This window comes from Roseibium sp. R5 (assembly GCF_055755305.1).
The window spans coordinates 3,580,151-3,593,551 of the sequence record NZ_CM146910.1 but is presented as its reverse complement, the minus strand read 5'-3'; the positions used below and the strand labels follow the sequence as shown (position 1 = coordinate 3,593,551).

Sequence of the window (13,401 nt, the reverse complement as noted above, 5' to 3'; positions counted from 1 at the left end):
GTCATTCGACCGTGACCGACTTGGCAAGATTGCGCGGCTGATCGACATCAGTGCCCATGAAAACGGCCGTATGATACGCAATCATCTGAACCGGCAGGGCGTAGATGATCGGCGCAACGATATCCGACATTTCCGGTAGAATTACTGTGTCCTGCGCAGCGTTTCCACTTTCTGCGGCGCCCTTTTCATCGGTAATGAGAATAATGCGGCCACCACGGGCGGCCACTTCCTGCATATTCGAGACGGTCTTCTCAAAAATCCGATCATAGGGCGCGATAACGAAAACGGGAATGTTCTCGTCGATCAACGCGATGGGACCGTGCTTCAGTTCACCAGCCGCATAACCCTCCGCGTGGATGTAGGAGAGTTCCTTCAGCTTCAGCGCGCCCTCGAGCGCAAGCGGGAAGCTGGTCGACCGGCCGAGATACAGCGCGTTCGTCGCCTGGGACAGCGGCTGCGACAGTTTTTCAATCGCCTGTTCGCTGGCAAGCGCCTTCAGCGCAAGGCTTGGAACTTCGGTGAGTTCCGCCACAAGCTTCTTCTCGTCTTCTACAGTCAACACACCGCGTTCCCGACCGGCCTGCAGGGCAAGTGCGGCCAAGACAGCCAGCTGGCAAGTGAACGCCTTAGTTGAGGCAACGCCGATTTCTGGACCCGCGATCGTCTGGAACACCACATCTGATTCGCGGGCGATCGTGCTTTCCGGCACATTGACGACAGCACCGATGGCAGCCCCCTGCTCCTTGCAATACCGGAGCGAGGCCAGCGTATCGGCTGTTTCTCCGGATTGGGAAATGAACAGCGCACTGTCCTTGTCGCTCATCGGCGTTTCGCGGTAGCGGAACTCGCTCGCAATATCGATGTCGACCGGCAGCCTTGCGTATTTTTCAAACCAGTATTTGGAAACAAGACCGGCAAGATACGCCGTGCCGCAGGCGGAAATAACCAGACGGGACAGGTCCTTGAACTTCATCTTGTCAGCGCCCGCCACCTTGGCAGACTGCGCGCCATAATCCAGATAACGGGACAAGGTATGACCGAGCACTTCCGGCTGCTCATGGATTTCCTTGGCCATGAAGTGCTTGTAATTACCCTTGTCCATCAGAGCAGCGGTGACAGATGAGCGCGCCTCCGGCCGTGACACGGGTTGATTGGCGGCATCAAAAATCTCGCAGGACGTCCGGGTCAGGACAGCCCAGTCGCCCTCATCCAGATATGTGATCCGGTCGGTAAACGGCGACAGGGCAATTGCGTCAGAGCCGAGGAACATTTCACCGTCACCATGACCAACAGCGAGCGGTGATCCCTTGCGGGCCCCAATCAGAAGATCGTCTTCACCAGCGAACAGAATGGCGAGTGCGAACGCTCCATTGAGACGGGGAAGGACTGCGGCAACCGCGTCCTTCGGCGAAAACCCCTTTGCGATCTCAAAATTCAAAAGATGCGCAACGACTTCCGTGTCGGTCTCCGTGTCAAGGACCGCACCGGCCGCGGTGATCTCATCGCGCAAGTCGAGATAATTTTCGATGATGCCGTTATGGACAACCGCAACGCTGCCTGCCTGATGCGGATGGGCGTTGCTGACGGTTGGTGCGCCATGCGTTGCCCAACGCGTATGACCAATGCCACTGGAGCCTTCCAGCGGTGTCTTTTCAAGCGCGGCTTCAAGGTTCCGCAGCTTTCCTTCCGCACGGCGGCGCTGAAGTTCACCGCCAACGAGCGTTGCAACGCCGGCAGAATCATAACCGCGGTATTCCAGCCTCTTGAGCGAATCCACAAGCCTCGGCGCCGCTGCAACCCCGCCCAAAATGCCAACAATCCCGCACATGCAGTTATGTTCCTCACATTACCCAAACCAAATCGTCCGCCCCGGTTTAGACGAGGCGGCGTGGCAAATTGAAATCAAAGCTTATTTCAGAAAGTGACAAGCCAGGTCCGCCGGGCACCCTGTCAGGATTTCTTATCTTTCGCCTTTTTCAGCTTTTCCCTGAGAACCTTGGCCATCCCGTCCTTGGATTGCTGGCGGGTCCGTCCGAAGGCCATTGCGTCAGCGCCAACGTCCTTTGTAATGACGCTCCCCGCGGCAACAAATGCACCATCGCCCAGCGTGACTGGCGCAACAAGGGTAGAGTTCGAACCAACAAACGAGCCGCCCCCAATCTCGGTCCGATGCTTCAAAAAGCCATCGTAATTGCAGGTGATTGTCCCTGCCCCGATGTTGGTTGCCGCGCCTATGCTTGCATCACCAACATAGCTGAGATGATTGGCTTTGGCCCCGTCTCCAAATTTTGCGTTCTTGGCTTCAACGAAATTGCCCACCCGCACATCTTTTCCAAGCACCGTGCCGGGGCGCAAACGCGCGTAAGGTCCAACAACTGCGCTGTTCCCGACCTCGGCACCTTCCAAATGACTGAACGCCCGGATCTGTGCACCGGATCGGACTGTCACACCGGGTCCGAAAACAACGTTTTGCTCAACGATGACGTCCGGTTCAATGACCGTGTCGTGGGAAAAGAAGACTGTTTCGGGCGCAAGAAGCGTAATACCGCTTTCCAGAACTTCGGCGCGTTTACGTGATTGAAAATCAGCCTCACAAGCCGCCAGCTGAGACCGTGTGTTGATGCCTTGGGTTTCCGCTTCCGTCCCCGCAACAGCGACGACCTTCAAACCTTTGGCATTGGCGACTTCAACCGCATCGGTCAGGTAGAATTCACCCTTCGCGTTGTCATTGCCAATCGCGCGCATTAATTCGAGTGCATGACGGCCAGAAAAGCCCATGATACCGGAGTTACAGAAGGTAATCTTCCGCTCTTCTTCGCTGGCTTCCTTTTCTTCCCGGATAGCCAAAAGCCGCCCGTCTTTCATGAGCATCCGGCCGTACCCAAACGGATTCTCAGCCTCAAATCCGACCACAACCAAGTCTGCACCGTCAGACAGCGATTGGCGGACGTTGCTAATTGTTTCCGACGTGACGAGCGGAGCATCTCCAAGAAGCACCAAAACATCGTCGGCGGCATCCTCCAAAGCGGCAGAAGCCGCAAGTGCCGCATGGGCAGTCCCAAGGCGATCCGTCTGCACAAAACACCGCGCTTCGGGTGCCAGTTTGCCAACGAGTTTTTCAAGCTCCGGCATGTCGGGACCTGTCACAACAGACAGTCGGCTCGAGCCGGTTTGGCTGAGGACCTTCAGAACATGGCCGACAATCGGCAAGCCGCCCACCGGATGCATGACCTTTGGCAAGTCCGATTTCATGCGGGTCCCAAGCCCGGCAGCCAGCACCACGGAATGGCAGCTTCGCAATGTCATAAACGCCTCAATTCACTTAACTTGGGCGGCGCGCCCAGTCACTTTGGCCCCTATATGCCCCGATCCACAGAACATTGAAAGATCTGAACGGCCTACAGTGCATATTACCGTTTCATTAACCATATTCAGCGCCAAATGAACTACCTTTCGAAGGATTCGAAGCGAGAATCGGGGAACAGGACAGTTGCAGGCGGCCAGGGCCAAAAAACCGGTGCGGGAAAACATCCGCGACACCTTCACGCCATCGCGTGTCGGTGTGCTGTCTTGGGCTTTCGCCGCGATTGTGATGGGCTCCATCGGCATGGCGTCCTACAAATTCGGATCATCCACCTCCGGCTTTGCCCCAGCAGGAACACGGGTCGCTGGTTTGCCACTGCCGCCGGCAGGGGACGTCGGATCCACGGCATCCATCCGGTCCCAAACGAGCCCGAACGCCGTCGAAGTGCTTCATATGCCTGCGCAATCAGCATCTCAAGAACCATCGACGCTGGATCAGAGCCAGATTGCTGTGCTGCAGGATCAGATTGCCCGCTTACGCCGCCGACTGAGCACTATGAGTGAACAGAATGATGGCTATTCCCGACGCATTGCTGCACTTGAATCGGAACTTTCGCGACCAGTTGCCGTGATCCCGGCGCAAGAAAACCAGACCTCTTCCACAACCGCTTCATTCATGAAGGACCCTGCTGTTCCTGATCTTGCGGATGCGTCCGAGATCAAACGTCCGATGGCTCCTCTGCCAAAACCGCATGCGACGAAGAATATCCAAACCGCTGCGATTGAAGCCGGGTCATCTACAGATCAGCAAAGTGAACGGCGCCCGCCCTCCCGGCGGATAACCATCCATTCCAGGCAAGCAACACCGGCCTACGAGCCGCCGATTGCCTCCCAAGCTCCGGTGAAAATCGTTCAACTCCCTTCGGCAGAGACAACACCGATAACGACGGGATCCATTCCGCAGGCAGACACCCTACTGCCTCAAGAGGACTTCGACAGCACTCCTGCAGGAACAAGTTTGCGGCCCAAGATCATTGTTCCATCCGATGGCGTCGGAACTCTACGTGGCGGCGGATCAAGCACGCTCAAGCGGAGTGATTTCGGTGCCATTGTCGGCCATTATGCTTCGCTTGCCGAAGCCGCAAATGCCTGGTCGAACTTCCGGGAACAGAATGACGAACGCATGCAGGATCTTCGGCCGCTCATAAAGGAACGCGCTGCTGAAGGCGGTGTCTCACTCCTGATTGGGCCGTTTGGAAACGCTGCAGATGCAGCAGCTGCTTGTTATTACCTTCTTGACGTGGCCAACGTCTGTCAGCCTGCGCTCTATAACGGAGCCCCGATGGTCTCTGCGGCCGACTTCCCGCAACAGACCTTCTAATGCTGCCACCGTCCAATCGCGCCTCGGCAGTTAGCCGATGTATTGGAACGCCGGGAATGTTTCCAAAAGCCAGTACGAAAAAACTGCCATCTGCCCGGTCAGGAACATAATCCCTGTCAGGACGAGAACGCCACCCATGGCCTTCTCAACAGTACCCATGTGCTTGCGAAAGCGCTTCATAAACCGCAGGAAGGGCTTGGCAAACAACGCAGCGATCAGAAACGGAATCCCGAGGCCCATGGCATAGGCGGTCAGAAGAACCGTTCCCTGCAGCACCGTATCCTTGGCGCCGGCAACAAACAGGATTGCGGCCAGAATGGGCCCAACGCAGGGTGTCCAACCAAATCCGAACGCAAGTCCAATGACATAAGCGCCCATCGGGCCAGCAGGCTTTTGGTCCACATGCACGCGAGCCTCCTTGTAAAGAAAGCCGATCTTGAACACGCCAAGGAAGTGCAAACCCATCACGATGATAGCTGCCCCGGCGATATATCCAAGATAATCCAGATACATACGTATGAATTGACCCAGGAAGCTTGCGGTGGCGCCGAGGAGAACGAAGACCGTCGAGAAGCCGAGCACAAAAACCAGGGCGCTGAAGAAAACACGCCGCGAGGCGGCCTCGTCAGTGTCATCTTCACCCGTCAACTGATCCAGTGAGACCCCGGCGAGATATCCGAGATAAGGCGGCACAAGCGGCAGAACGCATGGAGACACGAAAGATAGGACCCCGGCAAGGAGGGCGCCGATGATGGTGACGTCTTGGATCATTCCAGAAAATATTCCCTGTGGGCCGAAGCGGTCTTATTCCAATGGGTGTCTTTTATCCGGCTCAAGCTGCCGACACAAACACGGCCTGGTCACCATTTGGCGAGCGGTTATTATCACCGGCTTGCTCCGTGGTTGAAGCCATTTCAGGGCAAATAGCCTTGATCTTGATAAAATTGCACTGCGCCAAGATGTAGCGGTGCTGCCGTATTCGCTTCAACAAGTTGGGCTCCATCCAGATCTGTGAGAGCTGGATGGACCGTTCTGAATCGCTCAATGTCCGACAACAGAGATTTTAGGACGGTTGAAACAGCATGAGCAGGCATTTGTTCGACAGTGACAAGCAGAGCGCGGGTCCCGATGGTTTCAATCGCATTGTGCTCTCCATAAGCCCCTGAAGGGATCTCGGCGGCGCGATAATAGGGAGCATCAGCCACCATCTGCTCTGAGAGGCCGGCACCGATCTCAATAAACTGAACCGGGCACACCTCTTGTGTTTCTTCAATGACGCCCGCCGGATGACCAATCACAACAAAATACGCGTCGATTTCGCCTGAGCACAGCGCTTCACCCAGCCCGGAGAGATCTTCTTGAGTGATCGCTGCGCGATCTTCCTCCGACCAGGGAAGGTGTTGCGATAACTGACCCCAGGTCGCGGCAGACCCTGAGCCCGCCGGACCGATGTTGATGCGCTGCCCTTTCAGGTCAGAGAGGTCCATGAAACCAGAATCTGCTCGTACAACGATGGCTGCCATTTCGGTATGCAGTCCGGCAACAACCCTCAGATCCGCCATGGGCCCGAATTCAGCAAATACGGACGTGCCCAAATAAGCATGGTGTTGCCAGTCGGCCTGAACGATCGCGAAATCAACGTCGCGATCCCGAAGTTGTTTGAGGCTCCCAACCGATCCGCGGCCGGCTTCAGCAGCACACCGCACGCCGTGCTCAGACCGGCTTTTGTTGACGGCCCGGCAGATCGCTGTGCCCGCCGGATGGTAGACACCGGTCACTCCGCCTGTGGCCAATGTAAGAAACACTTGGTCCTTTGCAGCGGCCGGTCCGGTCAAAACAATACAGCACAAGCTTGCAACGGCGATGAGATAACGGTTGCTCGGGAATTGCGCGATCACGGCCATGACCTTCTTGCCTAATGCACACGCACGCGCCAGTGTCTGATACCGTAGCACACTTCACCTCTTCAAAATGCTGATGCTGTGACTGCACCCATACCAAAGAGATGAAGCCGCGGCCAGATAAGGCAACAGCCGTTCGACACCGGGGTTATATTTCCCGGCCAAGTTTGTCGTGTGAGCCGCGTCCCGGCTGCAAATGGAACCGTAAAACGCGATGTTATACCTGTTTGCTTGGGAGGAATTGAGCCAGCTAAAACCAGGGCCCCGGCGTGGGCCGCCTCAGTTGATGCGCCCGCCGTCGATCACCGCAAAAATCTGGCCCTTCAGAGAATCTTCTGACTCGCCATTTCGAAGCCCCTCACGCCACTGATCAATAATCAAACGTAAGCTGAGCGTTTCCCGGTCATTTGGTAGATCTTTTACAAAGGCGGCAAAAAAACTGTCCAGACGCTCCCGATCAAGCGCCCCTTGATCAATCAATGCATGGATCAACGTCATTGTCGCCGCAATATGGCCTTTAACGAAATCAAACTCGATCGAGCTCATCTGCGTCTCATTATTATTTGTGTACATGTAGCCTCTCAATGTTGACATCAAGCTACAGCACTAAAGAACACGCCGCTAGATGACAGTTTTCGCAGTAGAAAAGAAAATATTTTCATAAATATGAATCAAATGAAGTCGTGATTATGTAATCATTGGAACACAGAACAGCGTATGTTCACCATCAACACCGATATACTTTACAAGCCTATCTGATACCTTTCCCTAATCAGTTTTGACGTGGAATGATCATTCTACCCACACCCCTCCCCGCATTTTTTACAGTCCTGTAGAAAAAATCAAAATTGCCTCTTGCATTGTGTCCGGTGACGGCATAAACACAGCGCCACCGACGAGATGCGACGCAAACGCGGCACCATAAAACGTCGGTTTTGGTGAGAGCCGATAGCTCAGCTGGTAGAGCAACTGACTTTTAATCAGTAGGTCCAGGGTTCGAACCCCTGTCGGCTCACCAAATCTCTTCAACGATAATTACCAGATCCCGCTAGAAGTGCAATCCGAGGCATCGCAACCTCCTGCGCTAACACATCTAGACGGATCGAATACGGACGCCAGTCTTCTCGGGGTCCCGCAACAAAACTTCCCTCCGCAGCATCCTGATACAGACCGTGTTGCGTTCCAGAATCGCTGTCAGCCGGTGGCAGCAAAGAGATGATTCTGGCCTCTCAAAAGACAACACGCAGGAATCAGTTTTTGATCCCGACCGTTGTTGATCAGATGCAAGCGGCACGCACCAATGTCCTAAACAAAAAGGCTCCGAAACGCTCCGGAGCCTTTTGTTTTTATAACTGTGTGATGTGTGTTTTACGCCGGCTGTGCGCCTGTCTCACCGCCCTCAGAGGGCGCCTGCGGCGGCTTGGACCCAAACCATCCTTTGACCGTCTCGCGCATGCTCTGGAGGCTGGCATAAAGGACTGGAATGAGCATCACACCGATAGTCGTCGCGAAGAACATCCCGCCAAAGACGGCAAAGCCAATGGCCTTCTGACTGGCCGCGCCTGCACTTGATGCGGTCATCAATGGAACGACCCCGAGAAGGAACGACAAAGCCGTCATCATAACGGCGCGGAACCGCAAATGCGCCGCCTCAATGGCCGCGTCCTTGATCGACATGCCGCTCTCGCGTTGTTCGATTGCGAACTCGACGATCAGGATCGCATTCTTCGCCCCAAGACCGATCAACATGATCATACCGATCTGGGTATAGAGGTTCACATCCCCACCGGTCACGGCCACGGCCACCAACGCACCAAGAAGCGCGAAGGTCACCGACATCAGGATCGCCACGGGCATCGTCCAACTCTCATACTGAGCCACTAGGAAGAGATAGGTGAAAATGACCGAGAGTAAGAGAATGAACATTACGATCGAGCCAGAGCCTTGCTGCTGCAGCGCTGTGCCCGTCCATTCATAAGCATACCCCGGAGGCATCGCTTCCACCGCCGCTTGCTCAACGGCATTGATCACGACACCCGTCGAAGCGCCAGGCGCCGGATCGGCCATAAGGGCCGCGGAGCGGAACATATTGTAGCGGGTCAGGATCTGCGGCCCGAGCACATTTTCCGTTGTTACCAGACTGCGCAAAGGCACCATGGTTCCGTCGGCTGAACGGACATAGAGATTGCCAATGTCATCCACACGGTCACGGAATTGTCCTTCGGCCTGGATCATGACCTTGTAGACGCGGCCGAAAATGTTGAAGTCGTTGATATAGAACGAGCCAAGATAGGCCTGAAGCGTTGTAAACACGTCCGACACGTTCACCTGAAGCGTTTTGGCCTTCTCACGATCAAGATCGACAAAGACCTGCGGAACGTTTGCGCGGAAGGTTGAGTAAGCCCGTGCGATCGCCGGGTTCTGGTTGGCCGAATAGACCATCGAGCCGACGGCAGATGCCAGATCCTGCGGACTGCCGCCCGCGGTCTGTTGCAGCATCGCCTGAACACCGCCGGTGGTTCCAAGGCCCGGGATCGGCGGCGGGTTAAACGCGATGATGTTTGCGCCCGGAATTGTTGAGAATTCCGCCCAGAACTTGCCCAAGATCGAATTGATATCGAGCCCTGGTTCCTGGCGCTCATCCCACCCGGTCATCGTCGCAATAACAAGCGCAGAATTCGAGGAAGTGGCCCCGTTTAGGATCGAGTATCCGTTCACGAGGACGATGTTCTCAACGCCGGGCGTCTTGGTCGCCAAATCCACGACCTGTTGCGTGACACCCTCTGTCCGTCCAAGCGCAGCCCCATCCGGGAGCTGAACATCGACCATCAGGTATCCCTGATCTTCGAGCGGCAAGAAGCCCTGCGGCAATGTGCTGCCGAGCGTCATGATCATGGCCACCGCACCGGCGACCACCACCAACGACAGGACAGCAACACGCACCAAGCGGCGCACAATCGCCGTATACCCATCCCGGATCGACATGATGCCACGGTCAAATATACCCATGATACCCTTGGGCGGACCGGACCGTGCCTTCAGGATGAGGCCACAGAGTGCCGGAGACAGCGTCAACGCGTTGATCGAGGAAATGACTACCGAAACGGAAATCGTAACCGCGAACTGAGAATAGAGCTGGCCGGTGATCCCCGGCATAAAGATGGTCGGAACGAATACCGCAAGCAAAACCAGAGTTGTTGCAACAACAGGGCCGGTAATCTGCAACATCGCTTTGGCCGTGGCTTCCTTCGGCCCAAGCCCCTCATCCGCAATGATGCGTTCAACGTTCTCGACGACGACAATCGCGTCATCCACCACGATCCCGATCGCCAGCACGAGCGCGAACAAGGAGATGGTGTTCAGCGACATTCCAAGCGCCAGAAGAACACCAAACGTTCCGATGAGAGAGACCGGGATGGCCACGGTCGGGATGATCGTCGCCCGCCAATTCCCCAAGAAGATGAAGACAACCGACACAACCAGCAGGAAGGTCAGAAACAGGGTTGAAATCACGTCGTTCAAAGACTGCTGCACGAAATCCGTGGTGTCGAACGGCACGCCATATTCAACATCTTCCGGGAAGTTTTCTGAGAGCGACTCAAGACGCGCTTTCACAGCGTCCGCAACGGCGAGCGCATTCGCGCCCGGTGCCTGGTAAATCGCCAGAACCGTAGATGGCTGACCATTGAACTGACCGCTTGCATTGTAGAACTGTGCGCCGCGCTCCACGCGGGCCACATCCCCGATGGTCACGACCGCGCCATCGGAACCGGTCCGCAGCACGATTTGTTCGAATTGCTCGGCTTCCGCCAAACGGCCTTCCGCCTTGATCGTGTATTGGAATTGCTGTCCGGCCGGGACAGGTGGCGCCCCGATCTGACCCGCCGCCACCTGAATGTTCTGATCACGTACCGCGTTGATGAAATCTGTCGGTGTCATGCCAAGGCTGGCAAGGCGGTCAGGATCCAGCCAGATGCGCATAGCATAGGCAAAATCCGTCATCACATCCGCGCGGCCGACACCCTGAACACGCGCAAGTGAATCCTTCATGTAAATCGAAGCGTAGTTAGACAGGAACAGCTCGTCATAGGTGCCATTCGGGGAATAAAGCGTGACAACCAGCAGCATGTTCGTGCTGGCTTTTTGCACGGTCACACCGTTTTGTGTCACTTCCGACGGCAACTGGCTGGTCGCCTGGCTGACACGGTTCTGCACGTTGACCGTTGCGATATCCGGGTCTGTTCCAACGGCAAAGGTGACATTAAGTGAATAATTGCCGCTGTCGTTGCTGGTTGACTGCATGTAGATCATGTCGTCAACGCCGTTCACCTGCGCCTCAATCGGCGCTGCAACCGTTTCTTCCAACACCTCGGCGTTCGCGCCGGTATAGGTGGCAGCAACATTCACCACCGGAGGAGTAATATTTGGAAACTGCTCAACCGGCAGGGACACATATCCCAACAAACCAGCGAGCGTAATCACAATGGAAATGACCAGCGCGAATTTCGGCCGGTAGATAAAAAAGCGTGAAAACATTTAGCTGCTCTCCGCCGGCTGTGAGGCAAGAACCGGATCGACCTCAACGCCCGGGCGGACTTTCTGCAGCCCTTCGACAATCACTTCGGCGCCCTCATCGAGGCCCTTTTTAACAACGAAGTTCGTATCGACCTGCTGACCCAGATCCAGATAGACCTGCTTCACGGTCTTGTCGTCGGCGACCTGAAGCGCAAAATCACCCTGCTGATCCCGTTGGATTGCAGATTGCGGCACAACAAGGGCTGTTTCTGTTTCCGGAGCCTCAAGAATGACGGTGACATAGGTCCCAGCCAGCAGTCGGATGTCCTCATTGGCAAACTGGCCCCGGAAAGCGATCGTCCCGGTGGTTGGGTCGACTGCGTTGTCGATATAAACGATCTTGCCAACTTCCTCATATTGCTGGCCGTTCGGCAGGATCAGCTTGATATCAGGAGACTTGCTCGCATCAATGTCAGATGGGTTGATTCCGTGGTTCTTTACAGCATTGAGATACTCAGACTCGCTTACGGAGAAATTCACGTAGACAGGTGCAAGCCGAATGAGTTTTGCAAGCGGCTGGGTGTTGGGTCCAACCACTTCGCCCACACTGTAGGTCGTCTTGCCCATCTGGCCGGGGAATGGCGCAGAGACATCCGTATAGCTGAGGTTTAGCTCGGCTTGTTTCTGAGCGGATTCAGCGGCCTCAACCAAGGCTTCGGCTTGCTCTTTCTGAGCCAGTGTCGCTTCGTAAGCAGCTTCTGAAACATGGCCTTTTTCAAAAAGATCCTTGTCGCGCTTTTCGTCAGCGGCCTTCAGCGCTGCATCAGCCTTGGCGCTGGCGACATCTGCCTTGGCCTTCAACAACGATGCCTCGTACTGGGCCTTTTCAATCGTGAAAAGCTGATCGCCCTTTTTGACGACAGACCCATCCGGCACAGCCTTGTTTTCCAGGAACCCGCTGACCCGGGCAACCAGGTCAACCTGATCGACAGCGGCGACCTGACCCACAAAGCGCGCACTCTGTCGAATGTCGGTTTTTTTAATTTTCGCAACTGTCACTGCCGGAGGCGGTGGTGCCTCAGCCTGCTGATTTGCGCTGTTATCAGAACATCCTGCGAGGACAGCAGCAGCTAATATCGGTGCAGCGGCGAAACGGGCTTTGAGGCTAAAACGCTCAAAAAACATAAGGGTAGGCTCCCACGTGATGGCCGATCCGGCCAGACCAGTGATTTGCCCATCACTATAAAAGGAGTTCCCGTTTCAACAAGCGATTATTCAACTTTCACAGTGCGCAAGGTCCGGAGGCCGCTGGGGTATTTTCAACGAACCTCCCGAGCGAAGACCTGCGTAACTGCAGAATTGTTTCACTAAAGAGCCCGAATGAATGAACCGGCAAAGGAATTCCGCAACTTATGCAACGCATGCGAAAGCGCCTCTACCCGGACCACCTCACCCATGATGTTCGCCTCAGCGGCCACCACCGCGCCCGACTCGCCGAGGCGGCGGTTCAATATATTTGCCGCCAACGTAGGTGCCGGGTTCGCCAGGCGTTGCGCCAGATCCACCACCTGTTGTTGGGGAACATCCTACCAATACCGCGCCGATCAGCAGCGTTTGGGCAAGAACACGGAGTGACCTCTTGGACTGATTAGCATTCATGAGACAACGTCCATCCAAATCATCCGGCAAGATGCACAAATCGCATCACTCAAATTGAGCTTGAGCCGGTGACTATAATTTGAAGCCAATTGGGCGTGTATTCAAGGGGCACAGCGGATCGCCCTACGGAGATCAGCGCCCGCCGCCCATGCCGCTCCCGACAAACCGAGGCGGTGGGGCATTGTATTTTCCATTCGTGAAAGTCCCAACTTCTCCTGTCGAGCTTTGACCACTGTTTGTGGTTGGAGAACATCCGGCCAAAACAGCACCGGTTAAAAGCATCGGAACGAGAAATCGGGATGCATATTTAAGTTTTTCAGGTCTCATCAGATACTATCCGTTCAATTCATCTGACAGATGCAACAGTCACTCCTGAACAAAGTTGCCCCAGAGTAGATCGCTATCAGTTAACCGTTACAAGTTTCGGCACGGAAAGTGGACAGATAAGTGCGTGTTATCGCCCACCACCGGATTGACCGCGTCCGACTTGCCGTGGCGGCGGCTCAATATACGTTCCATTAGAAAAGCCACTGGGGCTTCCGCCAGTATTGGCGGTCGGCGAGCAGCCAGCCAACACAATCGCCGAAAGTGCGGCAATGGCAATCTTTGGCACCAAAGCCTCAAACCGCATCTTGATCATGA

8 protein-coding genes and 1 tRNA gene are annotated in these 13,401 nt (G+C 55.4%); 2 read left to right on the top strand and 7 right to left on the bottom strand.

The genetic code is table 11. The annotated features are described in order from the left end of the window. Nucleotide 1: 1 nt before the first annotated feature. Both glmS and glmU read right to left on the bottom strand, forming a co-directional pair. Entirely contained in the window at nucleotides 2–1,828 is a 1,827-nt protein-coding gene (gene glmS, locus AC0J4F_RS16885) for a glutamine--fructose-6-phosphate transaminase (isomerizing) (protein ID WP_473024097.1), read from the bottom strand. 122 nt (nucleotides 1,829–1,950) lie between these two features. Further along, on the bottom strand, nucleotides 1,951–3,306 hold the full coding sequence (gene glmU, locus AC0J4F_RS16880; protein WP_473024096.1) for a bifunctional UDP-N-acetylglucosamine diphosphorylase/glucosamine-1-phosphate N-acetyltransferase GlmU: 1,356 nt from the start codon (nucleotides 3,304–3,306) through the stop codon (nucleotides 1,951–1,953). A 184-nt stretch (nucleotides 3,307–3,490) separates the two neighbouring features. Here glmU and AC0J4F_RS16875 point away from each other — a divergent pair, with 184 nt between their 5' ends. Then, nucleotides 3,491–4,684 (top strand): hypothetical protein, encoded by a 1,194-nt coding sequence (locus AC0J4F_RS16875; protein ID WP_473024095.1) that lies wholly within the window; start codon nucleotides 3,491–3,493, stop codon nucleotides 4,682–4,684. 30 nt (nucleotides 4,685–4,714) lie between these two features. On the opposite strand, the gene AC0J4F_RS16870 is transcribed toward AC0J4F_RS16875, so the two are convergent. From AC0J4F_RS16870 to AC0J4F_RS16860, 3 genes are all read right to left on the bottom strand, one after another. After that, the gene (locus AC0J4F_RS16870) at nucleotides 4,715–5,455 is read right to left on the bottom strand and encodes a cytochrome c biogenesis CcdA family protein (RefSeq protein ID WP_306148718.1); all 741 of its coding nucleotides are present in this window, start codon (nucleotides 5,453–5,455) and stop codon (nucleotides 4,715–4,717) included. A gap of 143 nt (nucleotides 5,456–5,598) precedes the next feature. Continuing rightward, complete coding sequence (locus AC0J4F_RS16865; protein ID WP_473024094.1) at nucleotides 5,599–6,639, bottom strand: TAXI family TRAP transporter solute-binding subunit; 1,041 nt, start codon at nucleotides 6,637–6,639, stop codon at nucleotides 5,599–5,601. A gap of 225 nt (nucleotides 6,640–6,864) precedes the next feature. Continuing rightward, nucleotides 6,865–7,131: a hypothetical protein gene (locus AC0J4F_RS16860; RefSeq protein ID WP_133947289.1), complete on the bottom strand. Its 267-nt coding sequence runs from the start codon at nucleotides 7,129–7,131 to the stop codon at nucleotides 6,865–6,867. Between the two features lie 396 nt (nucleotides 7,132–7,527). Here AC0J4F_RS16860 and AC0J4F_RS16855 point away from each other — a divergent pair. Further along, nucleotides 7,528–7,603 (top strand) — tRNA-Lys (locus AC0J4F_RS16855). 350 nt (nucleotides 7,604–7,953) lie between these two features. On the opposite strand, the gene AC0J4F_RS16850 is transcribed toward AC0J4F_RS16855, so the two are convergent. Then, nucleotides 7,954–11,121, bottom strand: a complete 3,168-nt coding sequence (locus tag AC0J4F_RS16850) for an efflux RND transporter permease subunit (RefSeq protein WP_473024093.1) — start codon at nucleotides 11,119–11,121, stop codon at nucleotides 7,954–7,956. Beyond that, the gene (locus tag AC0J4F_RS16845) at nucleotides 11,122–12,108 is read right to left on the bottom strand and encodes an efflux RND transporter periplasmic adaptor subunit (RefSeq protein ID WP_473024092.1); all 987 of its coding nucleotides are present in this window, start codon (nucleotides 12,106–12,108) and stop codon (nucleotides 11,122–11,124) included. Between the last annotated feature and the right edge of the window lie 1,293 nt (nucleotides 12,109–13,401).

Bases quoted from the DNA above. Each gene is read 5' to 3' on its own strand.
- AC0J4F_RS16870 (WP_306148718.1), bottom strand. From the start codon at position 5,455: ATGATCCAAGACGTCACCATCATCGGCGCCCTCCTTGCCGGGGTCCTA.
- AC0J4F_RS16860 (WP_133947289.1), bottom strand. From the start codon at position 7,131: ATGAGCTCGATCGAGTTTGATTTCGTTAAAGGCCATATTGCGGCGACA.
- glmU (WP_473024096.1), bottom strand. From the start codon at position 3,306: ATGACATTGCGAAGCTGCCATTCCGTGGTGCTGGCTGCCGGGCTTGGG.
- AC0J4F_RS16850 (WP_473024093.1), bottom strand. From the start codon at position 11,121: ATGTTTTCACGCTTTTTTATCTACCGGCCGAAATTCGCGCTGGTCATT.
- glmS (WP_473024097.1), bottom strand. From the start codon at position 1,828: ATGTGCGGGATTGTTGGCATTTTGGGCGGGGTTGCAGCGGCGCCGAGG.